Origin of the sequence: Caulobacter segnis ATCC 21756 (genome assembly GCF_000092285.1) — a bacterium.
Lineage (GTDB): Bacteria > Pseudomonadota > Alphaproteobacteria > Caulobacterales > Caulobacteraceae > Caulobacter > Caulobacter segnis.
Genome location: NC_014100.1, coordinates 2,075,220 through 2,101,989 on the forward strand (window position 1 = coordinate 2,075,220; position 26,770 = coordinate 2,101,989).

Below are 26,770 nucleotides of genomic sequence, written 5' to 3' on the forward strand. Positions count from 1 at the left end.
TCACAGGCGAGGCGGCGATTATTGCACGCTTTGATCACCCGACGGTGGCGCGTCAGGCGTTCAAGGCTGCAAAACCCCGCTCCAAGTCGGCCTTGAGATCCTCGACGCTTTCGAGGCCGACATGGAAACGCAGCAGCGGCCCCTCCAGGTTCACCGGGATGGTGCGGAACTTCAGCTGCGGATCGCAATGAAGCGCCAGGCTCTCGTAGCCGCCCCAGGAGAAGCCGAGGCCGAACAGCTCCAGGCGATCAAGGAAGGCCTTGGCCGCGCTCTGAGCGCACGGCTTCAGCACCACGCCGAACAGGCCACAGGCGCCGGTGAAGTCGCGCTTCCAGATCGCGTGGCCGGGATCGTCGGGCAGGGCGGGGTGCAGCACCCGAGACACCTCCGGCCGCGCCTGGAGCCAGCGCGCGACGGCGAGGCCGTTCTCCTGGTGGCGCGGCAGGCGCGTCGCCAGGGTCCGAAGACCCCGCAGCATGGTGTAGGCGTCGTCGGGCGACACCGACCAGCCGATGTCCCACATCGCCTCGCCCAGCAGGGCGGCGACCGCCTTGTCCGAGGTCGCCACCGAGCCCATGAAGCAGTCGGAGTGACCGCCGACATATTTGGTCAGGGCCTGGACGCTGAGGGTCACGCCGTGCGCCAGCGGCTTGAAGTAGAAGCCGGCCGCCCAGGTATTGTCGATCAGGGTCATGATCCCTCGTGCGGTCGCCGCCTGGGCGATCGCCGGGATGTCCTGCATCTCGAAGGTCAGGGAGCCTGGCGCCTCCAGCACGATCAGCCGCGTCCGGGGCGTGGCCAGCGCCATCAGCGCGTCGGCGTCCAGGGCGGGGTCGTAGTAGGTCGTGCTGACGCCGAAGCGGGCCAGCAATCGGTCGCAGAAGCGGCGGGTCGGCTTGTAGGCGCTGTCGACCACAAGGACCTCGTCGCCGGCCTTCAGCACCGCCAACAGGGCGCCGGTGATCGCCGCCAGACCCGACGGATAGAGCGTGACGTCCTCCGCGCCTTCCAGGTCCGCCAGGGCCTGCTGCAGGGCGTGCGGTGTCGCCAGGCCGGTGATGCCGTAGGTCAGCTGGTCGTCGTCGTAAAGCGACGCCGCGTTGGGTAACAGAACGGTCGAGCCCCGCTGGATCGGCGGATTGACCGTCTTCGCCAGCGTGTGGTTCGTCGCGCCCTTGCGGATCAGCCGGGTTTCTTCGTCCATCAGGATACTCTTACGCTAGGCCGCGGGACCCGTGGCGACGGGGGTGTCGGCAAGGCCGCCCCATTCCGTCCACGAGCCGTCATAGACCGCCGAGCGCGGCTTACCCATCCTGGCCAGGGCCAGGGCGACGACCGAAGCGGTGATCCCCGAGCCGCAGGTGGAGACGATCGGCTTGTTGATGTCCACGCCCGCCGCCTCGAAGACCGTCCTCAGCTTGTCGGCCGGCAGCATGGTCCCGTCGGGCGCGATCATCGCAGCCAGCGGGATGTTGCGGGCGCCGGGCATGTGGCCGCCGCGCAGGCCCTCGCGCGGCTCAGGATCACGGCCTTCGAAACGGCCGGCGGCGCGGGCGTCGATGATCTGCTCGCGGCCGCTGGCGACGACGTCGCGCATCTGCTCGAGCGAGCGGTAGATGTCGGCCTGATAGCGCGGCGTGAAGTGGCGCTCCTGCGGCGCGGCGGGGCCATCCTCGATCGGGCGGCCCTCGGCGATCCACTTCGGCAGGCCGCCGTCCAGCACCACGACGTCCTCGTGGCCCATGGCCCGGAAGTGCCACCAGGCGCGGGCGGCCGGCAGGATGCCGATGCTGTCGTAGACGACGATCCGCGAACCGTCGCCAAGCCCCAGCTTCTTGACGCGCGAGGCGAACTTCACCGCCGTCGGGATCATGTGCGGCAGGTCGCTGGTCTCGTCCGAGATGTCGTCGATGTCGAAGAACACCGCGCCCGGGATGTGAGCGGCCAGGAACTCCTTGTACGGCTCGCGCTGGGCGGCCGGCATGTGCCACGAGGCGTCGACCACGCGCACGTCCGGCGCGTCGAGGTGCTCGGCGAGCCAGGCGGTGGAGACCAGCGGATCGGACGGAATGCTCATGTCGGCGCCTTTCGGGGTCTGACTCGCCCCAGTTGGAGACGCCGGCAACATCGCCGCCGACGCGCTTCGTCGCAAGCTACATCCAGGGCGGCGTCGGCAGGCCCTTTTCCTTAAGGAAGTCGGGATTGAACAGCTTGGACTGATAGCGCGAGCCGTGATCGCACAAGACCGTCACGATCGTATGGCCGGGGCCCAGTTCCTTGGCGAGTTTGACCGCCCCGGCGATGTTGATCCCCGCGGAGCCGCCCAGGCACAGACCTTCGTGCATCACGAGATCGTAGAGCACCTCGAGCATCTCCTCGTCCGAGACGCGGAAGGGATGGTCGATCGTCAGGCCTTCCAGATTGGCGGTGACGCGGCCCTGGCCGATGCCCTCGCTGATCGAATTGCCCTCGGACTTCAGCTCGCCGTCCTTGTACCAGCTGTACAGCGACGCGCCGTGCGGGTCGGCGAGGCCGATCTTCACGTCGGGCTTGCGCTCGCGAAGCGCCGCGGCGACGCCGGCCAGGGTGCCGCCCGAACCGACGGCGCAGATGAAGCCGTCGACCTTACCCTCTGTCTGTTCAAAGATTTCCGGGCCTGTCCCAAGGTAGTGCGCCTGGCGGTTGGCGGTGTTGTCGAACTGGTTGGCCCAAATCACGCCGTTGGGTTCGGTCTTGGCAAGTTCCTCGGCCAAGCGCCCGGAATAGCGGACGTAATTGCCAGGGTTCGAATATGGAACGGCGTCGACCTCCACCAGCTCCGCGCCCAGCAGGCGGATGGCGTCCTTCTTCTCCTGGCTCTGGGTGCGGGGGATGACGATCGTCGTCTTGTAGCCCAGCGCCGAGGCGACCATGGCCAGGCCGATGCCCGTATTGCCGGCGGTGCCTTCGACGATGCGGCCGCCGGGCTTCAGCAGGCCCTTGGCCTCGGCGTCGCGAATGATGCCCAGCGCGGCGCGGTCCTTGACCGACTGGCCGGGATTCATGAACTCGGCCTTGCCTAGGATCTCGCAGCCCGTCGCCTCGCTGGCGCCGCGCAGGCGGATCAAGGGAGTGTTCCCGATGGCGTCGAGAACGCTGGGGAGGATAGTCATGATTTCACCTGCGTGGCCGGGCTGGCATGGTAGATCGTGCGCGGGCCGCGCGACGCAAGCCCAGTTTTCCTGAAGGCCAGAGGTTTGCGGTGAGCAATTCGCGAGGCGCTTTGCGATTGGTCCTCGGCGACCAGCTCTCGGAAGGCCTGTCGGCGTTGAGCGACATCGACCCCGCGCGCGACGTCGTGCTGATGGTCGAGAGCGTCGCCGAGGCCACCGCGTGGAAGCACCACAAGCAGAAGCTCGTCTTGGTCTGGTCGGCCATGCGCCAGTTCGCCGAGCGCCTCCGGGCTAAAGGGCTGCGGGTCCGCTATGTGACGCTCGACGATCCGGACAACACCCGCACCATCGCCGGCGAGGTGACGCGGGCGCTGGGCGAGGGCGCTTTCGACCGCGTCGTGCGCACCGCCTGCGGCAAGTGGGGCCTTGAGCAGGCGCTGCTCAACCTGGATGTCGGCGTCCCGATCGAGACGAGGGAGGACGATCGCTTCCTCTGCTCGCGCGCCGAGTTCGCCGCTTGGGCCGAGGGACGGCGCGAACTGCGGATGGAGTTCTTCTACCGCGAGATGCGGCGGCGCACCGGCCTGCTGATGGACGGCGACAAGCCGGCCGGTGGCCGCTGGAACTTCGATCCGGAAAACCGCAAGAAGCTGCCGAAGGGCGTGCGGCCGCCGCAGCGTCTGCGTGCGGCTCCAAACGCCACGACCCAGACGGTGATCGAGATGGTCTCCGCCGGTTTCGACGATCACTTCGGAATGCTCGACGCCTTCGGCTGGCCGACCAATCCGGAAGAGGCCGAGGCGACGCTGGAGCACTTCCTGGCCCACATGCTGCCGGAGTTCGGCGACTGGCAGGACGCCATGGCCTGGGAGCAGCCGTTCCTGTGGCACGGCCTGATCTCGCCGGCCCTGAACATCGGCCTGCTCGACCCGCTGGACATCTGTCGGCGCGCCGAAGCCGCCTGGCGCGAGGGGCGCGCGCCCTTGAACGCCGTGGAGGGCTTCATCCGCCAGATCATCGGCTGGCGGGAGTTCGTGCGCGGCGTCTACTGGCTGAAGATGCCCGAGTACGGCCTGCGCAACGCTCTGGAGGCGGAAGGCAAGCTGCCGTGGTTCTACTGGACCGGCGAGACCGACATGGCCTGCGTCGCCGACGCCGTGCGCTCGGCTCGCGACCATGCCTACGCTCATCACATCCAGCGCCTGATGGTGACCGGCAATCTCGCCATGCTGCTCGGCGTGCATCCTGACGCGGTCGACGACTGGTACATGGTGGTGTTCGCCGACGCCTACGAGTGGGTCGAGATGCCCAATACGCGCGGCATGGCCACTTTCGCTGACGGCGGCATCGTCGGCTCCAAGCCCTATGCGGCCAGCGGCGCCTATATCGATCGGATGAGCGACTACTGCAAAGGCTGTCGCTATGACGTCAAGCAGCGCCTCGGCGACGACGCCTGTCCGTTCAACGCCCTCTACTGGGACTTCATCGACCGCCACGCCCAGCGCCTGGCCGGCAACGGCCGCATGTTGATGCCGCTGAAGACGCTGAGCGGCATGGACGAGGCCGAGCGCCGCGCCTTCCGGGAAAAAGCGGCGGCGCTCCGAAGCGCCATGGGGGTCTAGGTCCGGCTGAGGCCCAACTGGATGACGTTGGTGCGCTCGGTGCGGAAGCCGGCCTCGCAGTAGCTCAGATAGAACCGCCACAGGCGACGGAAGCGCTCGTCGAAACCGTCCTTGCGGATCTCGTGCCAGGCGGCCTCGAACTGGCGGCCCCATTCAGCCAGGGTGTCCGCATAATTCTGGCCGAAGCGCTTGAGATCGCTCCATTCCAGCCCCGCGCGCTCGGTTTCTTCCTTAAGGCGCGCCTCGCTGGGCAGCATGCCGCCCGGGAAGATGTAGCGCTGGATGAAGTCGGTGCGGCTGCGATAGTCGCTGAACAGCTCGTCGCGGATGGTGATGATCTGCAGGCCCGCGCGGCCGCCGGGGGCGAGCACCTCGCGGATCTTGCCGAAATAGGCGGGCCAATATTCCTCGCCCACGGCCTCGAACATCTCGATCGAGGCCACGGCGTCGAAGCGGCCCTCGACGTCGCGATAGTCGACCAGCCGGATGTCGGCCTTTTCCGAAAGGCCCTGGTCGAACAAGCGCTTGCGAGCGAAATCGTACTGCGCCTGTGAAATGGTGATGCCGGTGACCTTGGCCCCGACCTCCTTGGCGGCGAACTCGGCGAAGCCGCCCCAGCCGCAGCCGATCTCGAGCACGTGCTTGTCAGGCGCCAGGCCAATGGTCTTGGCCAAGGCCGCGTACTTGGCGCGCTGGGCGTCGGGGAGGGCCTGATCCGGGTGTTCGTACAGGGCCGACGAATAGGTCATCGTCGGGTCCAGCCAGCGCGAATAGAAGGCGTTGCCCAGGTCATAGTGAGCGTGGATGTTCCGCCGCGAGCCGGAGCGGCTGTTTCGGTTGAACAGGTGATAGATCGCGTTCAGCGCCCGCATCAGCGGATTGCCCGAGGCCAGACCCGCCAGCCGATCGAAGTTCAGCGAGAACGCCTCCAGCACCGCCGAGAGATCGGGCGTGTCCCACTCGCCGGCCATGAAGCCCTCGGCGAAGCCAATGTCGCCGGACAGCAGCGCGCGGCGCACGAAATTGTAGTCCCGGATGCGGATGGTGGCCGCCGGACCGTCCTTGCGGCCCGTGACGGTCAGGACCTTGCCGGTCGGCAGGACGAAGGTCAGCGATCCGGCCTCCCAGTTCTCGGCCGCGATGCGGACGGCGGAACGGAAGGCGGCCGGAGCGGCCTTCAGGTCGTGATCATTCCAGAGCGCAGTTTCCAAGGCGGGGCCTCGCTTCCGGTGACGCGTTAACTAACGCCGTTAACCACCGCCTCGTAAAGCCCTCACTCATCTAGAGGCTGTGATAGGCCTCCAGGGCGCGCTCGCGCGCCTTGGCGTGGTCGACGATCGGTTTGGCGTAGATACGCCGCGCCGCCGGAGACAGATGGAGCGGGCGCTCCCATGGCTTGTGGATAACATCGTCAGGAACAGTCTTGAGTTCCGGAACCCAGCGCCGAACATAGTCGCCGCGGGGATCGAACTTCTCGCCCTGGCTGATCGGATTGAAGATCCGGAAATACGGCGCGGCGTCCGCGCCGCTGCCGGCGGTCCATTGCCAATTGCCGACATTATTGGCGAGATCGGCGTCGACCAGGGTGTCCCAGAACCACGCCTCGCCCTCGCGCCAGTCGATCATCAGGTGCTTGATCAGGAACGAGGCGACGATCATGCGCACGCGATTGTGCATGAAGCCGGTCGTCCAGAGCTCGCGCATCCCGGCGTCGACGATCGGATAGCCTGTCTCGCCCCGGGTCCACGCTTCGAAAGCGGCGTGGTCCTTGGCCCAGGGAAAGCCGTCGAACTCCGGCTTGAAGTTGCGCGCAGGCAGCTGCGGCCAATGGAACAGGATCGAGTGGTTGAACTCTCGCCAGCCGAGCTCGGACAGGAACTTGTCGGCCTCGGCCGTCGGGATGTCGCCCGCCTCGGCGGCGTTGCGGGCGGCCAGCCAGACCTGACGCGGGCCGATTTCGCCAAAGTGCAGGTGCGGCGACAGGCGGGAGGTGGCCGGCGCGGAAGGGATGTCGCGCTTCTCGCCATAGCCGGTGATGGGCCCGGAGAGGAAGGCGTCCAAGCGCGCCCGGGCGCCAGCTTCGCCGGGCGTCCAGAGATCGAAGCCCTTCGACCAATCGGGCCTAGTCGGATGCAGGTCCCAGGCGGCGAGGGGCTCGCTGCGAACGGCCTTGTCCAAGCATCTCAAAACCTTGGGCGCGGGTTCTACCGTGACGTCGTCCAGGTGTTGGCGCGCCGCGCGCCAATAGGGCGTGAACACCTTGTAGGGCTGGCCCGAGCCGTTCTGCACCGTCCAGGGCTCGTTCAGGAGGCCGGCGTTGAAGCTCTGGCAATCGACGCCAGCCTCCTTCAGCCGCGCCTTGATCGTGGCGTCGCGATCGACGCTGGCCTTGTCGTAGAGGCGGTTCCAGACCACGCCCGTCGCGCCGGTCTCGGCGATCAGGGCGTCCAGCACGTCGGCGGCGACGCCCTTGCGAAGCACAAGTCTATTGCCAAGCTTCTCAAGCTCTTGGGCGAGGCTCTTGAGCGATTTGTCGAGCCACCAGAGCGAGGCCGCGCCCATCGGGCGGACGCCCGGCGTTTCATCGAGGATGTAGAGGCAAACCACGGGCCGGCCGCTGTCGGCGGCATGGCGCAGCGCGGGATTGTCGGCTATGCGCAGGTCCTTGCGGAACCAAACGATGACGGCGCCGGGGCTCGCCTCGCTGTCGCCAGAGTCTTTCCGCACTTGCACCGTCCCGCCCGAAGGGTCACCTCTTGGGCGCCCAAAGTCCCTATACGCCGGAAGTATCGCCTTGGATCAGCCGCAAGCCGTCGCCCCCAACGCCGTCGTCGAGATCAAGACCCCGACCGGCGCGCCCGTTCGTATCGGCAATGGCGAGCGGCTGTCGATCATCGCCGGGCCGTGCCAGATGGAGAGCCGTCAGCACGCCCTGGAAACCGCCCATGCGCTCAAGGAGATGGCGCAACGTCTTGGCGTGGGGATGATCTATAAGACCTCATACGACAAGGCCAACCGCACCTCGGTCAACGCACAGCGCGGCATCGGCCTGAAGGACAGCCTGCCGATCTTCCAGGAGATCCGCGAGGTCACCGGCCTGCCAACCCTGACCGACGTGCACGAGACCAGCCATTGCCCGATCGTGGCCGAGGCGGTCGACGTGATCCAGATCCCGGCCTTCCTCTGCCGCCAGACCGACCTGCTGCTGGCCGCCGCGGCGACGGGCCGGGCGATCAACATCAAGAAGGGCCAGTTCCTGGCGCCCTGGGACATGAAGAACGTCATCGCCAAGGTGACCGGCGCGGGCAATCCGAACGTCATGGCGTGCGAGCGCGGCGTCTCGTTCGGCTACAACACGCTCGTCAGCGACATGCGCTCGCTGCCGATCATGAAGGAGATCGGCTGTCCGGTGGTGTTCGACGCCACCCACAGCGTCCAGCAGCCGGGCGGGCAGGGAACCTCCTCGGGCGGCCAGCGCGAGTTCGTGCCGGTGCTGGCTCGCGCCGCCGTGGCCGTGGGCGTGGCCTGCGTCTTCATGGAAACCCACCCCGATCCGGACAAGGCGCCGTCGGACGGCCCGAACATGGTGCCGATGAGCCAGTTCGAGGCGCTGGTCGCCAACCTGCTGGAATACGACGCCCTGACCAAGCGCGCGGCCTAAGCCATGAGCCGGCGTATCGTGCTCGTCACCGGCGGGGCCGGTTTCATCGGCTCCAACATCGTCGCGAAGCTTTGCGAGGATCCGGCGCTGGACGTCGTGGTCTGCGACCGCCTGCGCGACGCGGCCAGCGGCAAGTGGCGCAACATCGCCAAGCACCCGATCGCCGACTTCGTCGCCCCCGAGCAACTGTTCGACTGGTTGGCCAAGCGCGGCGCCGAGGTCGAGCTGATCGTCCACATGGGCGCGGTGTCCTCGACCACCGAGACCGACGCCGACAAGATCGTGCAGTCCAACTTCGTGCTGTCGCGCAACCTGTGGGACTGGTGCGCCGAGCACGGCAAGCGCCTGATCTACGCCTCGTCGGCGGCGACCTACGGCGACGGCGCGCTGGGCTTCGACGGCAAGGACGATCTGGCGTCGCTGAAGGCCCTGCGGCCGCTGAACGCCTACGGCTGGTCCAAGGCCTTGTTCGATATCCACGCCGCGCGCGAGGCCGCGCGCGGTCGCGCCCCGGCCCAGTGGGTGGGCCTGAAGTTCTTCAACGTCTATGGCCCCAACGAGGACCACAAGGGCGGCATGAAGTCGGTCGTGGCCCAGATCTGGCCGCGCATCGCGGCGGGCGAGGGCGTGAAGCTCTTCAAGTCCCACAATCCGGACTACGAGGACGGCGGGCAACTGCGCGACTTCGTCTATGTCCGCGACGTGGTCGACGTGGTCGCCTGGCTGGCCAAGAGCCCGTCGGTGAATGGCGTGTTCAACCTGGGCTCGGGCCAGGCGCGGTCGTTCCGGGATCTGGCCGTAGCGACGTTCGAGGCGGTCGGCCGCCAGCCCGACGTCACCTATATCGACATGCCCGAGGTGCTGCGCGGCAAGTACCAGTACTACACCCAGGCCGACATGAGCCGCCTGCGCGCCGCGGGCTACAACGCGCCGATGACCTCGCTGGGGGACGGCGTGGCCGACTATGTGGCGGGCTACCTGAACACCGACGATCCCTATCGCTGAGACGTGTTCCCGGTGACCCCGGGGAACACTTGTCCCTCCCTGACGCGGGCGTAAGCTGAACGCCGATAAGTCGAGATCGAACTCGATGGCAGGGAGCAAAGCATGGTCGGCATCGCCGCCTGGGGCGCCTATGCGCCGCGTCTTCGTCTGAGCCGCAAGGCGGTGACCGAGGCCAACGCTTGGGTCGCGCCGAACCTCAAGGCCAAGGGCAAGGGCGAACGGTCCATGGCCAATTGGGACGAGGACGCCCTGACCATGGCGGTCGAGGCCGCGCGCGACGCGCTGGGTCCCGATGATGATCGCTCCCAGATCGACGCTCTCTACTTCGCCTCGACCACCGCGCCGTTCGCCGATCGGCTGAACGCCGGGATCGTCTCGGCCGCCCTGACGCTGGAAAAGTCGATCGCCGCGACGGACGTGACCGGCTCGCAGCGCTGCGGCCTGACCGCCCTGGCCCAGGCGCTGTCCGCCGTCGCGGGCGGCGGGGCCAAGGCTGCGCTAGTCACGGTGGGAGAGCATCGCAGGGCGCGGGCGGCCTCGGCTCAAGAGCTGGATTTCGGCGACGGCGCTGCGGCTTTCGTGGTCAGCGACGGTCCGGGCGCGGCGGAGCTTCTGGGACGCGGCAGCGTCACCGATGACTTCGTCGACCACTTCCGCGGCGACGACGGCGGCTTCGACTACTATTGGGAAGAGCGCTGGATCCGCGACGAGGGCATCGTCAAACTGGTCCCACCCGCGATCATGAAGGCGCTTGAGGTTTCGGGCCTAAGCGCCTCTGAAATAGACCATTTCTGTTTCCCATCGACGTTCGCCGGCATGGCCGCGAGCGTGGCGAAGGCGGTGGGGATCAAGCCCGAGGCGGTGCGCGACAATCTCGCCGCCGTCATGGGCGAGGCGGGCTGCGCCCACGGTCCTATGATGTTGGCGCACGCGCTTGAAAATACTCGTGAAAACGAGGTGATCCTCGTGGCTCAATTCGGCCAGGGCGCCGAGGCCCTGGTGTTCCGCGCCACGGGTCAAGGTCGTCGCCCCGCGCGAGGCGTCGCCGGTTCGCTCGCGGATCGAAAAGAAGAGATCAACTACCTGAAATTCCTGACCTTCAATGGCCTGGTCGAATGGGACAAGGGTATGCGGGCCGAGAAGGACAACAAGACGGCCCTGACGACCCTCTATCGCAACGAGGACATGATCCTGGGCTTGGTTGGCGGTCGTTGTCGCGAGACTGGCGTCGTCCAGTTCCCGCGCACCCGCATCTCGGTCGCCCCGAACAACCCGGCCGTCGACACCCAGGAGCCGTACAAGTTCGCCGAACGGCGCGCGAGCATTCTCAGCTACTCGGCTGATTACCTGACCTTTTCGATGTCGCCGCCGAACCACTACGGCATGGTCGTCTTCGAGGGCGGCGGGCGGATCATGATGGACATCACCGACGTCGCGCCCGGCGACGTCGAGACCGGCCTGCCTGTGCGGATGGTGTTCCGCATCAAGGAGGTCGACGAGAAGCGCGGCTTCGTCCGCTATTTCTGGAAGGCGACGCCCGACCGCGCCGCTGTCGCCGCTCAGTCCGCTCAAGCCGCCGAATAGGGAGACCGCACATGCCACAGGGTATCCGCGACAAGGTCGCCATCCTCGGGATGGGCTGCAGCAAGTTCGGCGAGCGCTGGGACGCCGGTCCCGACGACCTGATGGTCGAGGCCTATCTGGAGGCCATGCAGGACGCCGGCGTCGAGCCGAGCCAACTCGACGCGGCTTGGTTCTCGACCCACATCGACGAGATCGGTTCGGGCAAGGGCGGGACGCCGCTGTCGATCGCCCTGCGCCTGCCCAACATCGCCGTCACCCGGGTCGAGAACTTCTGCGCCTCGGGCTCGGAAGCCTTCCGGGGAGCGGTCTACGCCGTGGCGGCCGGCGCGGCCGACATCGCCCTGGCGGTCGGCGTCGAGAAGCTGAAGGACACCGGCTACGGTGGTCTCCCGGTCGCCAATCCGGGCACGTTGAGCCCGCAGGTGATGCCGAACGGTTCGGCCCCCGGCAACTTCGCCCAGCTGGCCAGCGCCTATCGGGCCAAGCACGGCGTGTCCAAGGATGACCTGAAGCGCGCCATCGCTCACGTCTCGGTCAAGAGCCACGCCAACGGCGCGAAGAACCCCAAGGCGCACCTGCGCAAGCCGATCACCGAGGAACAGGCTCTGAACGCGCCGATGATCGCCGAACCGCTCGGCCTGTTCGACTGCTGCGGGGTCTCGGACGGCGCCGCGGCCGCGATCGTGACCACGCCCGAGATCGCTCGCGCGCTCGGCAAGCACGACCTCGTCACGGTCAAGGCGCTGCAGCTGTCGGTCTCCAATGGGTACGAAAGCCAGTACAATGGCTGGGACGGCAGCCACTTCCACACCGCCCGCATCGCCGCCGGCAAGGCCTACAAGGAGGCCGGCATCGAGCGCCCGCGCGAGCAGATCTCGATGATGGAGGTGCACGACTGCTTCTCGGTCACCGAGCTGGTGACGATGGAGGACCTCTTCATCTCGCCAGAGGGACAGGGCTGGCGCGACGTGCTGGACGGCTTCTACGACGCCGACGGCGGGGTGCCGTGCCAGATCGACGGGGGCTTGAAGTGCTTCGGCCACCCGATCGGCGCCTCGGGCCTGCGGATGCTCTACGAGATGTACCTGCAGCTCCAGGGCCGCGCGGGCGAGCGCCAGTTGGCCAATCCCGTCTTCGGCATGACCCACAACCTGGGCGGCGCGCCGGCGAGCAATGTTTGCTCGGTCGCGATCATCGGCCAAGAGGGCGCTTAGGAAAGGGGCTTAATTCCGTCCGGCGCTTGATGTACCGAGAGGCTCATGGCTCTCAAAGGCTTCAAGCGCTGGATCTTCGCGGGTGTCGTCCTGATCTTGGCGCTGATCCTGTCGGCCGCCTTCTTCTGGCGCTATGACATCCTGAGCAACGCCCTGGATCCCAAGGTCCCGTTCCTCACCTATCGACCACCGCCCGCGCCTGACTACGGCAAGCGGGAATCTTGGGCGCTACTGCCGCGCAATGCCGAAGCGGCTCCGCCGGCTGATCGTCCCGTCGACATCTTCTTCGTTCACCCGACCACATTCGATGGTGGCCGCGATTGGAACGGGGGGATCGACGAGCCCAAGGCCGCGCGGTTCCTGACCCGCGTCGTGCTGCCCAACTACGCCGGACCGTTCGACCGCGTAGGACGGATCTTCGCGCCGCGCTATCGCCAGGCCAGCCTCTACACCTACCTGACCTTGAGAGACGACGCCCGCGAGGCGCGGCGGTTCGCCTATGGCGACGTGCTGCAGGCTTTCCGCGCCTATCGCGTCCGCTACGGTCAGGATCGGCCGTTCATCGTGGTGGGTGTCGAGCAGGGCGGGTCCCTGGCCGCGCGCCTTCTGAACGAGGAGATCGCCGCGAAACCCGAGCTCAAGCGTCGGCTTGTCGCGGCCTATCTGGTCGAGACGCCCGTCCCCGCGGACGAGTACGCGCCCGGCGCGCCCTTGCCGGCCTGCGATCGCAAGGCGCAGACGGGGTGCGTCGCCGCTTGGATCTCCGCGCCGGAAGGTGATTTCCAGCGTGTTCAGGAGTTGATCGGACGGTCGCTGATCTGGGACCCCTCCGACCAATTGGTGAACCTCGAGGGCCGCACGCCGCTGTGCTTCAATCCGCTGCTGGGCGGGACTTCGCCGGAGCGCGCGCCAGCCCGGTTGAACCTAGGCGCGACCAACGCCACGGGTCTCGACTGGGGAGCCCGTCCGCCGTTCCTTCAGCGGCAGGTGTCGGCGCGCTGCGAAAACGGCATCCTGCGCACCAGCCGCCCCAAGTCGAGTTCGCTGCGCGATAGCGGGTCGTGGGCCGACCGGCGAAAGGTCGACGCCTTCAATCTGTTCTACGCCGATCTAGAGGCGGACGCGTTGGCGCGCGGCAAGGCCGCGACGGGCCAGGCCTCAGTCGCCGGCCAGTAGGGCCTCCAGACCGCCGTAGGTCGGCTGGTCGATCCGGATCTGTCCGATCGCCGTGGCGCGCAGGTGGGCCAGCACGGCTGGGTCCCGGGGCGAAACCTCGCCGCGCCTCAACGCCTCGCAGAGGGCCGCATTCAGCGCGGCGAGGCCGCCGTCTTGCGCCAGCAATGCTCTGAGGCGGTCGATCGCCTCGGCCTCCAGTCGCGCGCCAAGCTCGACCTCCCGCGCCACCGTGGCCCGGGCGTTGTCGGCGACGCGGGCCAGGAAGGCGTGGCGCGCATCGCCCGACGCGGCCGGCTGAGCGTCGAAGGTCGCGATCGCCTCTGAAAGCTCCGCCGCGGTCGGGTGGCTGATCATGCGGCCTCCATCAGCGCGACGAGGTCGATCTCGGTCTCGCTGGTCCGTCGGCCGATCATGGCGCGCTCGATCGAGCGGTCGGCCCCCGCCGCGAAGCTCTGGTACATCATCAGGCACATGACGCCCCACTTCAGCGAGCCCAGCGCCTGCCAGAACTGGACGCGCTCCAGGCTGATGTCGCCGCCATGGCCGGCCAGCAGGTCGGCATAGTCGCCGAAACCGCCGACCGGCTTTCGCCATTCGCCGAACCGCCACGAATTGACGCACATCCAGCCCAGGTCCTCGGCGGGATCGCCCAGGTGAGCCAGCTCCCAGTCCAGCACCCCAATGAGGCCGCGCTGCGGGTGAATCATCAGATTGCCATTCCGGAAGTCGCCGTGGACCAGCACGGGGCGTTCGGGTGGCGGCGGCGCGATGCTCTCCAGCCAGCGAAAGGCGGCTTCGAGGATCGGACGCTGTGCGCCCATCTGCCGGTAAAGCCCCTCGTAGCGCGCTAGTTCGCCCCGCGCGTCTGAAGTGGCGAGCGGCGGCGAACCCTGAGTCGGAATGGCGTGGATCCGGGCCAGCACCTCGCCGCAACGTCGGGCCAAGCCCGGACGGACGTCCGCGAAGGCTTCGTCTCGAACAATCCGGCGGCCCAGGGTCTCGCCTTCCAGGCGGCGCATCACATAGGCCTCGCCGAGGCCATCGCCTGGCTCGCACACGCGGACGACGCTGGGCGTGGGCGCGCCCGCCGCATTCGCGGCTCGGATCAGGGCGGCTTCGCTGGCCAGCGGCAGGGCGGTGTCGCGCGGCAAGGCGCCGTCGGGCCTTCGCCGCAGGATCAGCGGCGTCCCGTCGTCCAGGTCGAAGGCCCAGGTCTCGAGGCTCGCGCCGCCCGACAGTCGGTGGGCGTTCTTGGCGCCCGTCGCGGCGGGCGACAGGCGTGGGGCGAGGCGGTCCAGGGCGGCGGCGACATCCATGGCGGGCAAGCTTCCAGCCTTGACCCGGCGTCACGCAAGGGGTCCTCGTCTTTACGGCGAGCCCGGCGCGCCTTAGGCACTGGGGGCCACCTCTCTCAAGCCCAGGATATTCCATGCCCTCCGGTCTCGCCGCGCTGCTCGATGACGTCGCCGGCATCACCAAGCTCGCCGCGGCCTCGCTGGACGACGTGACGGGGGCGGCCAGCAAGGCGGGCTCCAAGGCCGTGGGCGTGGTCGTCGACGACACCGCCGTCACCCCGGGCTACGCCATGGGCTTCACGCCCGACCGCGAGCTGCCGATCGTCTGGAAGATCGCGCTGGGCTCGCTGCGCAACAAGCTCCTGTTTCTGCTGCCCGGCGCCATGCTGCTGTCGGCCTTTGCGCCGTGGGCGGTGACGCCGATCCTGATGTGCGGCGGCGCCTATCTGGCCTTCGAGGCCACCGAGAAGATTCTGGAGGCTTTCACGCCCCAGCATGAGGGCGAGGCGATCGAGGAATTGGCGCTGAGCGGGCCTGAACTCGAAAAGCAGAAGGTGACCGGCGCCATCCGCACCGACTTCATCCTGTCGGCGGAGATCATGGCCATCGCGCTGGCCGACGTCTCCGACAAGCCGCTGGCCATTCAGGCTGGCGCCCTGGCTCTGGTTGGCGTGCTCCTGACGATCGGCGTCTACGGCGTCGTCGCCTTGATCGTGAAGATGGACGACATCGGCCTGCATCTTTCGCGCGGCAAGGCCAAGAGCCTGCGCGGCTTTGGCCGGGGTCTGGTCAAGGCGATGCCGTGGACCATGGAAGCCCTGACCGTGATCGGCACGGCGGCTATGCTGTGGGTCGGTGGCGGCATTATCGTCCACGGCCTGGAGCACTTCCACCTGACGCCGGTGCCGCACTGGGTCGAGGGCTTCTCGCACTGGGCTGGCCAGGCGCCGGGCGTGGGCGTATTGACGGGCTGGCTGGCCTTCGCGCTCGGCTCGGCGGTCGTCGGCTTGGCGATCGGCGGCGTGCTGGCCGGTGTCATGCACCTCTGGCATCACCGCAAGGGCGCGGCGGCGCACTAGCCCGCTTCGTTCAGCGCCGAGACCGGCTTCCAGTCGAACAGTTCCTGCAGCATCCGCAGCGCCTGGCCGCGCGGCGAGGTGAGCTCGGGGTCACGCGCCAGGATGAGCCGAGCGTCGTCGGCCGCGACAGCGATCAAGTCGCGGTGCGCGACGGGGTCGGCCAGGCGATAGGCGGGAAAGCCGCTCTGCTTCAGGCCCAGCGGATCACCGCCGCCGCGCAGCTCCAGGTCCCTCTCGGCGATCTCGAAGCCGTCGTCGCTGCGGCGCAGGATGTCGAGCCGCTTCTGGGCCACTTCCGACAGCGGCGGATCGTAGAGCAGCACGCACGAGCTTTCCCGCGTCCCCCGGCCGACACGGCCGCGCAGTTGGTGCAGTTGGGCCAGGCCGAAGCGGTCGGCGTGCTCGATGACCATGATGCTGGCGTTGGGGACGTTGACCCCAACCTCGACGACCGTGGTGGCGACCAGCACGCTGACCTCGCCGTCGACGAAGCGCTGCATGACCGCGTCCTTCTCGGCCGGCGGCATCTGGCCGTGGACGAGGCCGACTCCTGGCAGATGGCGGGCGAGGTCGGCGGCGCGGTCCTCGGCCGCGCGCAGGTCGACCTTCTCGGACTCCGAGACCAGGGGGCAAATCCAGAAGGCCTGGGCGCCGCCGGCGATGGCCGCGCGTAGGCGCTCGACGATCTCGGGCACGCGCGGCGTCGGCGCGGCGCGGGTGGCGACCGGCGTGCGGCCGGGCGGCTTCTCGTCGATGCGCGAGACGTCGAGGTCGCCGAACACCGTCAGCTCCAGAGTGCGCGGAATGGGCGTGGCCGACATGGCCAGCAGGTGGACGCCCCAGTCGACGTCGGGCGGGCCCTTGTCCTGAAGGCGGCGGCGCTCGTTGACGCCGAAGCGGTGCTGCTCGTCGATGATGGTGAGGGCCAGGGCCTTGAAGGCGACGTCGTCCTGGAAGAGCGCGTGGGTGCCGACGGCGATCTGGTGGGCTCCATCGGCGAGGCCGGCCAGCTTGGCCGCGCGACCAGCACCCTTGTCGCGGCCGGTCAGCAGGATCACCGACAGGCCCAGCGCCGCCAGCGGCGCGGCGATGGTCTCGAAGTGCTGGCGCGCCAGGATTTCGGTCGGCGCCATCAGGGCCGACTGCAGACCTGCGCTGGCGGCGTCGGCCATGGCCAGCATGGCGACCACGGTCTTGCCCGAGCCGACGTCGCCTTGCAGCAACCGGCTCATCCGCTCGCCGGAAGCGAGGTCGCCGCGAATCTCGGACAGGCTCCGAATCTGGGCGCTGGTCAGCTTGAAGGGCAGGGCCTTTTCGGCGGCTTCCGACAGCGGTCCGCCACGAATGACGGGGCCTGGATGCGCGCGCCGGGAGGCCTTGCGCTGGGCCATGGCCAACTGGTGAGCCAGGAGCTCGTCATAGGCCAGGCGTCGGCGCGGGCGGGCCAGCGGCGACAGGTCGGCTTCGCTGGCGGGCGCATGCAACGCCGCCAGGGCCTCGCGCCAGCCGGGCAGGCGTTCGCGCTCACGCCAGGCGGCGTCCTGCCATTCCGGGAGGTCCGGCGCGCGCTCCAGCGCTTCGAGGGCGAACTTGCGGAATGTGCGTGAGGGAAGGCCGGCGGTGGCCGGATAGACGGTCTCGACATCGGGAATGTCGCCGGCGCGCTCCTCGGCGACGATGTAGTCGGGATGGGCGATCTGAAGTTCCGAGGCGAAGCCCTCAGGGCGCTCGACCTTGCCGCTGACCGCCCTGCGCGCGCCCTTCGGGTGCTGGCGCTCCAGGTGCGGACCGTGGCCCTTGAACCAGATCAGCGTCAGGAACCCCGTCCCGTCCCAGGCGCGGATCTTCCAGGGCTGCCCCAGGCGATGCGGCGGCTGGTGGGTGTCGATGGTGACCACGAAGGTCTGCACCTGGCCCTCGACCGCCTGGTCGACCGTCGTGACGCTCCGGCGGATCAGGCCCGTGGGGGCGGTGAACAGAACGTCGCGCACGATCGGCCCGGCCAGCTTCTCAAGCAGCGGCGCGACGCGCGGGCCCACGCCCTTGAGCGTGGACACCGAGGTGAACAGGGGAAAGAGAATCTCCGGGCGCATGCCTCGCGACCTTAGCCGCCCACGCGCCCGTCCGCAGCCACCGGCCTTAGTCGGCCTTGTTCATGACCGGCTGCAGGGCGATCACGATGTCGGAATACTCATCCGCGCGCGAGGCGCCCGAGACGTTCAGACGGGTGTAGAGCCAGGTCGCGCCGTGACGGGCGTAGGCTTCAGACCAGCGGTTCTTGGCGTCGACGAGGTTGTTGGCCTCGCCCGCGAAGACCACAGTCCCCTTGGAGTCCAGATAGACGTAGTTGCCGGCGATCGTGGTCGCCGGGTCGCCGTTGTCGGCGAGCTTGTAGCGGTAGACGGCGCCGGAGGCGCCCTTGAGTTCGATGTAAGGCTTCACGCTGTCCTCGCCATGGGAAACACTCGGCGTAGACGCACAGGTCGTGAAGCGTCCCGTGGGCCAAATTATGGCTACCAAAGAACTACTGCAACACGCCCGATCTGGCCAGGAAACGCCGCGTCCGCTCCTCGCGCGGCGAGGCGAGAAGCGAGCGTGAAGGTCCTTGCTCCACGATCACGCCGCCGTCCATGAAAATCGTACGGTCCGCGACATCGCGCGCGAAATCCATCTGGTGGGTGACGATGATCATGGTCCGGCGCTCGACCGCCAGATCGCGGATCACCGCCAGGACCTCGCCCACCAGTTCGGGGTCGAGCGCCGAGGTCGGCTCGTCGAACAGGATGACCTCGGGATCCATGGCCAGCGCCCGGGCGATGGCGCAGCGCTGCTGTTGGCCGCCGGACAGGGCGGACGGATAGGCGTTGGCGCGATCCGAAAGGCCGACCTTCTCCAGCATCGCCAGGCCCTTGGCGCGCGCTTCGGCGGGCGGCGTCTTGCGGACCACGATCGGGCCTTCGATGACGTTCTCCAGCGCCGTGCGGTGCGGGAAAAGGTTGAAGCCCTGGAAGACGAAGCCGACCCGGCCGTTCAGGGTCTTGGCGAGCGGGGACTTGCCGCCGGCCGTGACGCCCGCGATCGTCAGCGCGCCGTCGTTCAGGGCCTCCAGCCCCGCCAGGCAGCGCAGCAGGGTGCTCTTGCCCGAGCCGCTGGGGCCGATGATCGCCACCACCTCGCCCGGCGAGACCGTGAGGTCGACACCCGCCAGAACAGGGGTGTCGCCGAAGCTCTTCTTCAGGCCCTTGGCGTCGATCGCGCTCATCGACGGCCCTCCGAGGCGCGGCGCTCCAGGCGGTGCTGGCCCGCGGCCAGCACCGTGGAGACGATCCAGTAGATGGCCGCCGCGGCCAGATACATCGTGAAGATCTCGTAGGTCCGGGCGGTGATCAGCTGGGTCTGGCGGAACAGTTCCGGCACCTGGATGGTGGCGGCCAGGGAGGTGTCCTTGACCAGGCTGATGAAGCTGTTCGACAGCGGCGCGACGGCGGTGCGGGCGGCCTGGGGCAGGATCACGCGCCGCAGAGTCTGGCCCCGGCTCATGCCCAGGACCGTCGCGGCCTCCCACTGGCCCTTGTCGACGGCCGCGATGGCGCTGCGCAGGATCTCGCAGGCGTAGGCGGCGACGTTCAGCGAGAAGCCGATCCCGGCGGCCACCAGAGCTGGCATCTCGATCCCGAACTGCGGCAGGCCGTAATAGATCAGGAACAGCTGAACCAGCAGCGGCGTGCCTCGGAACGCCGAGACGTAGACGCCGGCGGGCCAACGCAGCAGCGGCGTCCGCGACAGGCGCATGAGGGCCAGGCCAAAGCCCAGCACGACGCCGACGCCCATGCCGATGACGCTGAGCAGGACGGTGTAGCCCGCCCCCTTCAGCAGCAGCGGCGCGGACTGGCGCAGAAGATCAAGGCCGGTGTCCATGCCTACCGGGTGACGTCCATGCCGAACCATTGCTGCGACATCGCCGAAAGCTTGCCGCTGGCGCGCAGGGCGTCGATCGCCTGGTCGATGATGACCTTGAGCGCCGCGTCCTTCTTCATGGCCACGCCCGCGCCCTGAGCCGCGAAGGGCGGGCCGGAGGCCACGAACTCGGGCGAGGTCTTGACGAAGTCGGCGGCGACCAGGCGATCGTTCAGCACGGCGTCGATGCGACCCGCCTTCAGGTCCTGGTACTTGGTCGGGTCGTCGTCATAGGTGCGCACGTCGGCTGTCGGCACATTGGCGCGGAGCCACTGCTCGTAGTTGGTGCCGAGGCCCACGCCGACCTTCTTGCCGGCCAATTCGTCAGGGTTGCTGGGGCCGGGCTTGGCCTTCAGCGTGATGATCTGGATGCCCGAGATCGTATAGGGCTCGGAGAAGTCGTACTTGTCCTTGCGGTCGGGGGTGATGGTGATCTGGTTGATCACGACGTCGACGCGGCCCGATTCCAGCGCGCCCAGCAGGCCGGCGAATGGTGCGGGACGGAACTCCGGCTTCAGGCCCAGCTGCGCGGCCAGCGCCTTGGCGAAGTCGACCTCGAAGCCGGTCAGCTGGCCGTCGGCGCCTTGGAAGTTGAAAGGCGGATAGGTGCCTTCCAGACCGATGCGCAGCGTCCCCGACGCCTTGATCCGGTCCCAGCCGCTGACGTCGCTGTCGGGCTTCTTGCCGCAAGCGGCGAGCAGGGCGAGGCCGAGGCCGGAAATGACGGCGCGGCGGGCGGGGAATCGCATCGAACAGACCCTTGGGCGAAACACTCTCGCGCAGTTCTATACGGGCGCGCGCGGTTCGCCAGTCCGAACGCGCGTCGCGCCGCGGCGGAGACGCAAGACGTCTAGCGCTTGCGCACGAACACCGTACCGGCCGAATAGCCGGCGCCGAAACTGCAGATCAGACCCGTCTCGCCCGGCTTGAAGTCGTCATTGGCCGTGTGGAAGGCGATGATCGAGCCGGCCGAGCTGGTGTTGGCGTATTCGTCCAGGATAATGACGTTCTCGCCGGGCGCCGGGTCGCGACCCAGCACCTTGCGGCCGATCATCTCGTTCATGTTGATGTTGGCCTGGTGCAGCCACAGGCGCTTCAGGGTCGACGGATCAAGACCCAGGTCCTGAGCGTGCTCGACGATCATCTCGCTGACCATCGGCACCACCTCGCGGAACACCTTGCGGCCTTCCTGGACGAACAGCTTGTCCTTGGCGTCGATCCCTTCCGGGGCGGCGCGGTTCAGGAAGCCGAAGTTGTTGCGGATGTTGTTCGAGAACTGGGTCTTCAGGCGCGTGCCCAGGATTTCCCACCCGTCCTTGGCCTGGTCCGCGTCCTCGATGATCACGGCGGTCGCCACGTCGCCGAAGATGAAGTGGCTGTCGCGATCCTTGAAGTTCAGGTGGCCCGAGCAGATCTCGGGATTGACCATCAGCACCGCTTTGGCGCTGCCGCTGGTGACGAAGTCGGCGGCGGTCTTGATCCCGAAGGTCGCCGAGGAGCAGGCGACGTTCATGTCGAAGGCGAAGCCCTCGATGCCCAGGGCCTGCTGGACCTCGATGGCCATGGCGGGGTAGGCGCGCTGCATGTTCGAGGCGGCGCAGATCACCGCGCCGATCTCGCTGACAGGTTTGCCCCAGCGTTCAATCGCCTGCTTGGCGGCTTCGACAGCCATCTCGGCCAGGATCGAGATTTCGTCGTTCGGTCGCTCGGGGATGATCGGGCGCATGATCTCGGGATCGATGATCCCGGTCTTATTCATCACGAAGCGCGATTTGATGCCCGAGGCCTTCTCGATGAACTCGGGCGAGGAGGGCGCGAGGGCCACAATCTCGCCGGCCGCGATGGCCTCGGCGTTGGCGGTGTTGAAGCGCTCGACGAAGGTGTTGAAGGCCTCGACCAGCTCGGCGTTGGAGATGCTGTGAGGCGGGGTGAACAGCCCCGTGGCGGCGATGACGGCTTGCGGCAAGACGACGGTCCCGATGATACGCGCGAGCCTCTTCCGGTCTTCAGGCGGGCTCGCGTTCTGACGTTTGTTTGACGCCGTAGATAGCATGGAAGACGGCCCCGTCATCCAGCGCCTTTTCCACTTCGACACGCAATGGCCCCAAACGGGACCGTGAACCGCCGCATGCCCGCCGCGTTATGCGCTTAGCCCTAGGCTGGCTGAGGGAGCAAAGAGTAAGCGTAGAATAGGAGTATAACAATGAAGACTCTCATCGCTGCCACCCTGGTCGCCGGTTCGGTCGTCGCGGCCCCCATGTTCGCTCAAGCTCAGAATTCGACGGACGTCTATGGTTCGGTCAACTACGGCCAAACTCGGACGCGTGGCGCCGACACCGGTGCTATTCAAGGGCGCGTGGGCGCCAAGTTTACGCCTAATTTTGGCGTCGAGGGCGAGTTGGCCGGCGGCGTGGACGGCGACACCGTCTACGCGCCCGGCGCCGCCAAGGTGAAGATGGAGCATCAGGCCGCCGCCTATGCGGTCGGTTATCTGCCGGTGACCCCCAATCTCGACCTGCTGGCCCGCGTCGGCTACGGCACGACCAAGTTCGAGACCAAGAACCCCGCCGCGACCAACTTCGACGGCAGCCGCGAAAGCTGGAACTACGGCGTCGGCGCCGAATACAAGATGGATGGCAAGAATAGCATCCGCGCCGACTGGACCAAGTCCGAATACACCAAGAGCGACCTGAGCTCGAACACCGTGTCGGTCGGCTACGTCCGCCACTTCTAGCCCTGATCGCATAGTTCCGAGAGAGCGGCGCGTCCTTCGGGGCGCGCCGTTTTCTTTTGCCCAGAAGGGCGAGCCTCACGCTTGACGCAGGCCCTTCGCGCCCTCCAATCTAAACAATAATAAGATAAAGGGAGGCGCGTCGGACTTGGACAAGGCGCTATTGATTCAGTTGGGCGGCTCCGTACTGGCCGTCGCCTTGCTGGTGGCGGTCGCGGCCTGGCTGGGCGCGGCGCGGCCCACGCCGCCGCTGGACGCCGAGGCTGCTCGAGCCCTATTGGCCGAAGAATTTCCCGATCAAACGCCGAACGCCGTCTGGATCGCCGCCGATGGGGCGGGCCTGATCGCTCGCGCGCGGGACGAGGCGCTGGTGATTTGGCGGCGCGGCGACAGCTATGTGGCTCGGGAAGCGCCCTGGAGCGCGATCGCGGCTGTTCGTCCGAGCAAGGGGCGTCTTCCCCTTCGCTTAGGCGATGGCCGTCCCGTCTTCGCCGTGATCGACGACGTCTGGCCGCCCAAGGAGCTCGCCTGATGCTGACCGCGCCCTTCGACCCTGTTCAGCTGGCGATCCCGTTCTTCGTCCTCGCCATCGTGCTGGAAATCCTGCTGGGCCGGTTCGGCAGGGCCAAAGCCAACTACGAGACACGCGACACCGCCATGTCCTTGAGCATGGGGCTCGGCAGCACGGTGGCGGGGATCCTGTTCGGCGGCGTGGTGTTCGCCGCCACGGTCTGGGTCTGGAATCACCGGATCTTCACGATCCCGATGACGGCGGTCTGGGCCTGGGTGGCGGTCTTCCTGCTGGAAGACCTGACCTACTACTGGTTCCACCGCATCGCCCACGAGCGAAGGATCTGGTGGGCCAGCCACGTCAATCACCACACCTCGACCCACTACAATCTCTCGACCGCGCTGCGACAGACCTGGACGGGCGGTGTGGCGGGGACGTGGCTCCTGTGGCTGCCGCTGTCGTTCGTCGGCTTCCCGCCGGCCATGGTGGCGATCCAGAAGGGCGTTAGCCTCGTCTATCAATTCTGGATCCACACCGAGGCGATCAAGCGCATGCCGCGCTGGTTCGAGGCGGTGTTCAATACGCCCTCGCATCACCGCGTGCACCACGCCCGTAACGCCCGCTATCTGGACGCCAATTACGCCGGCATCCTGATCATCTGGGACCGTCTCTTCGGCACCTTTATCCCTGAGACCGACGAGGAGCCTTGCCGCTATGGCACGGTGAAGAACCTCGGCAACTTCAACCTGCTGCACAACGTCTTCCACGAGTGGATCGGGATCGGCCGTGACGTGGCCGGGGCGAAGTCCCCGCGCGAGGTGATTGGCTACGTGTTCGGTCCGCCCGGCTGGAGCCCCGACGGCTCGCGCGACACCTCCCATACGCTGAAGGCCAAATGGCGGGCGCGGACCGAGCGCGAGACGCAAGCGCCGCCGCAATAAAGCCTTACTGCGCCGTGCTGATCTTGGGTTGAGTGGCGTTCTCCCCCGAAGCTTGCACGGAGCGTTCCGATGCCTCGGTTCCTGGGCCTGCTGCTGGCGGGCCTGATCGTCGTCATGTCCGCGCCAACAACCCGCGCCGAAGTCCGCGATTTCACGGTCGCGTCCAAGGCGTTCGAGGGTAACAAGCTGGGCCTTAGCGGCCAGCGGCGCGTGCGGGCCTATTTGCCGGCCGGTTATGAGACCTCAGGCCGCCGCTATCCGGTCATCTACTTTCTGCACAACCTTTTCGAGGACGAGAAGGTCGCCTTTGACCGCGATGGATTCGCCGCGCTGCTCGACCAGGCGATCGCGGCCAAGGCGATACCGCCCGTCATCGTGGTGGCGGCCGATTTCAGCACGCCGCTGGGCAGTTCGATCTACACCAGCTCGCCGGTGACGGGGCGGTGGGACGATTTCCTGGCCGTGGAGTTGGTGGGCTGGACCGACAAGACGTTCCGCACCCTGGCGCGGCGCGACAGTCGTGGTCTCGCGGGAGATCGGATGGGAGGATACGGCGCGATCGCGATGGGCATGCGTCATGCAGACGTGTTCGGCGCGGTCTATGCGCTGCATCCCGTCGGCGCGGGTCCTGGCCTGCAACCGATGTTGTCACGGCCGAACTTCGCGCGGCTGCAGAACGCCAAGTCGCTGGACGATCTGAAGGGGGATGGGTTCTCGCAGCTGTTCACCGCGATCTTCCAGGCGCATCTGCCCAATCCCGACAAGCCGCCGCTCTATGTCGATCTGCCGGCGCGACAGGTGGACGGGAGGCTGGAGATCGACACGCGGCAGCTCGCGCGGCTCTTCGAGAGCTTTCCCCTCGATCGCCAGGTCCAGCGGCACGCGGACGCCTTGAAAACCCTGCGTGGTCTGAAGTTCGATTGGGGCCGCAACGACCCCAACCCCGACCACGTCATTTCCGATCAGGCGCTGTCGCGCATGCTGACCGAGTTCGGCGTGCCGCACGAGGCCGAGGAATATGTCGGGGGCTGGGGGGATCGCACGTGGGGCGAGACCGGGCGGGTCTATACCGCCATGCTCCCGTTCTTCGCTCGCACCCTGGTGGTGGACTAGGCCTAGTCGCGCAACAGCGGCAGGGAAAGCCCCGTCGCCTGACGGGTGGCCAGCATCTCGCGGCGGAAGCGGAACAGCTCGGCGGGGCGGCCCCCGGTCTCGGCGTCGAGGCGACCCAGGCCCTCGACAAGCTCCTCGCGCTCGACCACGCGACGGAAGTTCTGCTTGTGCAGCGGCACGCCGGCGATCGCCTCGACCGTGCGCTGCAGGGTCGAGAGCGTGAACTCCTCGGGGGTCAGTTCGAAGACGACGGGGCGGTACTTGATCTTGCCCCGCAGGCGCGAGAGCCCCGTGGCCAGAATCCGCCGGTGGTCGGAGATCATCGGCTCGCCCAGCGCCGCGGACAGCGCCTCGGGCTCGGCCGGGTCCTGGCCGTCGGCGCGGGCGCGATCGCGGCCGGCCTCGGGGGCGAGGCCCGCCTCATAGAGCAGCTCGTAGCGCTCCAGCACACGCTCCTCGTTCCACGGCGCGTCATCGAGGGCGAAGGCCAGGCGCGCGCGCGACCACTTGACCGCGTCGTCCCCGGCCCAACGGCGCAGAGCCGGGGCGATCGCCTCGTCCAGCAAGGCGGGCCGGCCGGCGCGCCAGTCTTCCCAGGGGAAGAAGCGGCTCCACGGCGCCCAGGCGGTGTCGGGCGCGTCGGTGTCGACCGCCTTGGGCGTCAGGCCCAGATAGCCGACCGAGACCACGCGCGCCGCGCCGGCGCCGACCTCGGCGCGCGGGGCGTCGCGGCCCTTGTCGCCAAAGGTGTAGAGCTGTTCGACATAACCAAGCTGAAACCGCGTCTGGGCGGTCACGAAGGCGCGCAGGCCGAGTTCAAAAGTCCGATGCGCCTCGGGATCGAAGGGGCCGAACGGCAGGCCGGAAAGCGGGGAAGCGACGTCGGTGACGGCGTCGTGCGGTCGCACGGTCAGGACGACGGCCTCGCCGTCGCGGATCGCGACGACCACCGCCGAGAGGCCGATGACGACCGAGGTGCTCATGGGGCGCCGCTCATTCGGTTTCGAACGCCTCGCCGGGCGCGGATTCGTAGCCTGCCGCGCGCGAGAGCACATGGAAACGCTGAACGTAGCGCGCCTGGGCCTCGAAGGGCGGCAACGGCGTGATCCGCAGGTCGTAGCCGACCGGCGGCGCGCCGAATATCGCCAGCGATTCCTCGTGATTGAAGCCCGCCAACTGGGTGGCTTCGAAGAAGGCGCAGGCGCGGTCCGCCTGCTTGATCAGCTTCTTGATCGGGGCGGGGGTCTTGGCGGGGAGGCCGAACCGGATGTGGATCGCGTCCTCGAGCCTTGCCTCGAAATCCTTGTAGCTGACGCCCAGCGCCGCCTTGAACGGGCTGATCATGTCGCCGATCACGTATTCGCTGGCGTCATGGAGCAGGGCGGCCAGGCGCCAGCGCGGCTCGAGGTCGGGCTTGATGTGCGCGGCGATCTCCTCGACCACCAGGCTGTGCTGCGCGACCGAGAAGCCGTGGTCGCCGATCGTCTGGCCATTCCAGCGCGCGACGCGCGCCAGGCCATGGGCGATGTCCTCGATCTCGATGTCCATCGGTGACGGATCGAGCAGGTCCAGCCGACGCCCTGACAGCATCCTCTGCCACGCGCGGGGTTGTTTGCCCTTGTGCAGCCCTTTGGCCACGAGATCGTTCCTTATGGTGAAGGTGGTTGACTGACCCATAGATTGAGAAAGATCAATGAGCTGGTCGCCGTCATCTGTGGAAATGCCCCTA

At 67.6% G+C, this 26,770-nt stretch carries 25 protein-coding genes and 1 pseudogene; 11 read left to right on the top strand and 15 right to left on the bottom strand.

The annotated features are described in order from the left end of the window. Positions 1–52 precede the first annotated feature (52 nt). The 3 genes from metC to CSEG_RS09590 all read right to left on the bottom strand — a co-directional run bounded on the left by metC (position 53) and on the right by CSEG_RS09590 (position 3,152). Positions 53–1,204 carry a cystathionine beta-lyase gene (metC, locus tag CSEG_RS09580; RefSeq protein ID WP_013079034.1) on the bottom strand — a complete coding sequence of 384 codons (1,152 nt, stop codon included), beginning with the start codon at positions 1,202–1,204 and terminating at the stop codon, positions 53–55. 15 nt (positions 1,205–1,219) lie between these two features. After that, on the bottom strand, positions 1,220–2,077 hold the full coding sequence (gene sseA, locus CSEG_RS09585) for a 3-mercaptopyruvate sulfurtransferase (RefSeq protein ID WP_013079035.1): 858 nt from the start codon (positions 2,075–2,077) through the stop codon (positions 1,220–1,222). A 76-nt stretch (positions 2,078–2,153) separates the two neighbouring features. Next, positions 2,154–3,152: a cysteine synthase A gene (locus CSEG_RS09590; protein ID WP_013079036.1), complete on the bottom strand. Its 999-nt coding sequence runs from the start codon at positions 3,150–3,152 to the stop codon at positions 2,154–2,156. 89 nt (positions 3,153–3,241) lie between these two features. On the opposite strand from CSEG_RS09590, the gene CSEG_RS09595 reads away from it, so the two are divergent. Next, positions 3,242–4,774, top strand: coding sequence for a cryptochrome/photolyase family protein (locus tag CSEG_RS09595; protein WP_041538263.1), 1,533 nt, complete (start codon positions 3,242–3,244; stop codon positions 4,772–4,774). Here the strand turns inward: CSEG_RS09595 and CSEG_RS09600 are convergent. Together CSEG_RS09600 and CSEG_RS09605 are read right to left on the bottom strand one after the other, a co-directional pair. Continuing rightward, positions 4,771–5,985 (bottom strand): SAM-dependent methyltransferase, encoded by a 1,215-nt coding sequence (locus CSEG_RS09600; protein WP_013079038.1) that lies wholly within the window; start codon positions 5,983–5,985, stop codon positions 4,771–4,773. The genes CSEG_RS09595 and CSEG_RS09600 overlap by 4 nt on opposite strands. A gap of 70 nt (positions 5,986–6,055) precedes the next feature. Next, complete coding sequence (locus tag CSEG_RS09605; protein WP_041538264.1) at positions 6,056–7,507, bottom strand: cryptochrome/photolyase family protein; 1,452 nt, start codon at positions 7,505–7,507, stop codon at positions 6,056–6,058. 61 nt (positions 7,508–7,568) lie between these two features. Here CSEG_RS09605 and kdsA point away from each other — a divergent pair, with 61 nt between their 5' ends. The 5 genes and pseudogenes from kdsA to CSEG_RS09630 all read left to right on the top strand — a co-directional run bounded on the left by kdsA (position 7,569) and on the right by CSEG_RS09630 (position 13,433). After that, positions 7,569–8,435 (top strand): 3-deoxy-8-phosphooctulonate synthase, encoded by an 867-nt coding sequence (kdsA, locus tag CSEG_RS09610; RefSeq protein WP_013079040.1) that lies wholly within the window; start codon positions 7,569–7,571, stop codon positions 8,433–8,435. Between the two features lie 3 nt (positions 8,436–8,438). After that, entirely contained in the window at positions 8,439–9,440 is a 1,002-nt protein-coding gene (rfaD, locus tag CSEG_RS09615; protein ID WP_013079041.1) for an ADP-glyceromanno-heptose 6-epimerase, read from the top strand. A 102-nt stretch (positions 9,441–9,542) separates the two neighbouring features. Continuing rightward, positions 9,543–11,024, top strand: coding sequence for an OB-fold domain-containing protein (locus CSEG_RS09620; protein WP_013079042.1), 1,482 nt, complete (start codon positions 9,543–9,545; stop codon positions 11,022–11,024). An 11-nt stretch (positions 11,025–11,035) separates the two neighbouring features. After that, complete coding sequence (locus CSEG_RS09625) at positions 11,036–12,238, top strand: acetyl-CoA acetyltransferase (protein WP_013079043.1); 1,203 nt, start codon at positions 11,036–11,038, stop codon at positions 12,236–12,238. A 45-nt stretch (positions 12,239–12,283) separates the two neighbouring features. Then, a pseudogene (locus CSEG_RS09630) lies at positions 12,284–13,433 on the top strand (DUF3089 domain-containing protein). Here CSEG_RS09630 and CSEG_RS09635 read toward each other — a convergent pair. Further along, a complete protein-coding gene (locus tag CSEG_RS09635; RefSeq protein WP_013079045.1) occupies positions 13,397–13,768 on the bottom strand; it encodes a DUF6285 domain-containing protein in 372 nt (123 codons plus the stop codon). The pseudogene CSEG_RS09630 and the gene CSEG_RS09635 sit on opposite strands and share 37 nt — an antisense overlap. Further along, on the bottom strand, positions 13,765–14,730 hold the full coding sequence (locus tag CSEG_RS09640; protein ID WP_013079046.1) for a phosphotransferase family protein: 966 nt from the start codon (positions 14,728–14,730) through the stop codon (positions 13,765–13,767). Before CSEG_RS09640 ends, CSEG_RS09635 begins: the two co-directional genes overlap by 4 nt. 113 nt (positions 14,731–14,843) lie before the next feature. Between CSEG_RS09640 and CSEG_RS09645 the strand changes: the two genes are divergently transcribed. Continuing rightward, the gene (locus CSEG_RS09645) at positions 14,844–15,788 is read left to right on the top strand and encodes a DUF808 domain-containing protein (RefSeq protein ID WP_013079047.1); all 945 of its coding nucleotides are present in this window, start codon (positions 14,844–14,846) and stop codon (positions 15,786–15,788) included. Here CSEG_RS09645 and recG read toward each other — a convergent pair. The 6 genes from recG to CSEG_RS09675 form a co-directional block, all read right to left on the bottom strand. Next, positions 15,785–17,881 carry an ATP-dependent DNA helicase RecG gene (recG, locus tag CSEG_RS09650; RefSeq protein ID WP_013079048.1) on the bottom strand — a complete coding sequence of 699 codons (2,097 nt, stop codon included), beginning with the start codon at positions 17,879–17,881 and terminating at the stop codon, positions 15,785–15,787. The genes CSEG_RS09645 and recG overlap by 4 nt on opposite strands. Positions 17,882–17,927: 46 nt before the next feature. Then, positions 17,928–18,230, bottom strand: a complete 303-nt coding sequence (locus tag CSEG_RS09655) for a hypothetical protein (protein ID WP_013079049.1) — start codon at positions 18,228–18,230, stop codon at positions 17,928–17,930. Positions 18,231–18,312: 82 nt separating this feature from the next. Beyond that, positions 18,313–19,050 carry an amino acid ABC transporter ATP-binding protein gene (locus tag CSEG_RS09660; RefSeq protein WP_013079050.1) on the bottom strand — a complete coding sequence of 246 codons (738 nt, stop codon included), beginning with the start codon at positions 19,048–19,050 and terminating at the stop codon, positions 18,313–18,315. Beyond that, positions 19,047–19,706: a cystine ABC transporter permease gene (gene tcyL, locus CSEG_RS09665; protein ID WP_013079051.1), complete on the bottom strand. Its 660-nt coding sequence runs from the start codon at positions 19,704–19,706 to the stop codon at positions 19,047–19,049. The genes CSEG_RS09660 and tcyL overlap by 4 nt, the downstream gene beginning before the upstream one ends. Positions 19,707–19,708: 2 nt before the next feature. Continuing rightward, positions 19,709–20,494, bottom strand: coding sequence for a cystine ABC transporter substrate-binding protein (gene tcyJ, locus CSEG_RS09670; protein WP_013079052.1), 786 nt, complete (start codon positions 20,492–20,494; stop codon positions 19,709–19,711). Between the two features lie 101 nt (positions 20,495–20,595). Continuing rightward, positions 20,596–21,711, bottom strand: coding sequence for a beta-ketoacyl-ACP synthase III (locus CSEG_RS09675; RefSeq protein WP_041538265.1), 1,116 nt, complete (start codon positions 21,709–21,711; stop codon positions 20,596–20,598). Between the two features lie 237 nt (positions 21,712–21,948). Between CSEG_RS09675 and CSEG_RS09680 the strand changes: the two genes are divergently transcribed. From CSEG_RS09680 to CSEG_RS09695, 4 genes are all read left to right on the top strand, one after another. Further along, on the top strand, positions 21,949–22,479 hold the full coding sequence (locus tag CSEG_RS09680; protein WP_013079054.1) for a porin family protein: 531 nt from the start codon (positions 21,949–21,951) through the stop codon (positions 22,477–22,479). 145 nt (positions 22,480–22,624) lie between these two features. Further along, a complete protein-coding gene (locus CSEG_RS09685; protein ID WP_013079055.1) occupies positions 22,625–23,008 on the top strand; it encodes a hypothetical protein in 384 nt (127 codons plus the stop codon). Next, complete coding sequence (locus CSEG_RS09690; protein WP_013079056.1) at positions 23,008–23,928, top strand: sterol desaturase family protein; 921 nt, start codon at positions 23,008–23,010, stop codon at positions 23,926–23,928. The genes CSEG_RS09685 and CSEG_RS09690 overlap by 1 nt, the downstream gene beginning before the upstream one ends. Positions 23,929–23,997: 69 nt before the next feature. Continuing rightward, positions 23,998–25,041: an alpha/beta hydrolase-fold protein gene (locus CSEG_RS09695; protein ID WP_013079057.1), complete on the top strand. Its 1,044-nt coding sequence runs from the start codon at positions 23,998–24,000 to the stop codon at positions 25,039–25,041. Positions 25,042–25,043: 2 nt separating this feature from the next. Here CSEG_RS09695 and CSEG_RS09700 read toward each other — a convergent pair whose 3' ends face one another. Continuing rightward, positions 25,044–26,096 (bottom strand): NUDIX hydrolase, encoded by a 1,053-nt coding sequence (locus tag CSEG_RS09700; RefSeq protein ID WP_041538266.1) that lies wholly within the window; start codon positions 26,094–26,096, stop codon positions 25,044–25,046. Continuing rightward, positions 26,035–26,679: a YfbR-like 5'-deoxynucleotidase gene (locus tag CSEG_RS09705; protein ID WP_013079059.1), complete on the bottom strand. Its 645-nt coding sequence runs from the start codon at positions 26,677–26,679 to the stop codon at positions 26,035–26,037. The genes CSEG_RS09700 and CSEG_RS09705 overlap by 62 nt, the downstream gene beginning before the upstream one ends. Positions 26,680–26,770 lie beyond the last annotated feature (91 nt).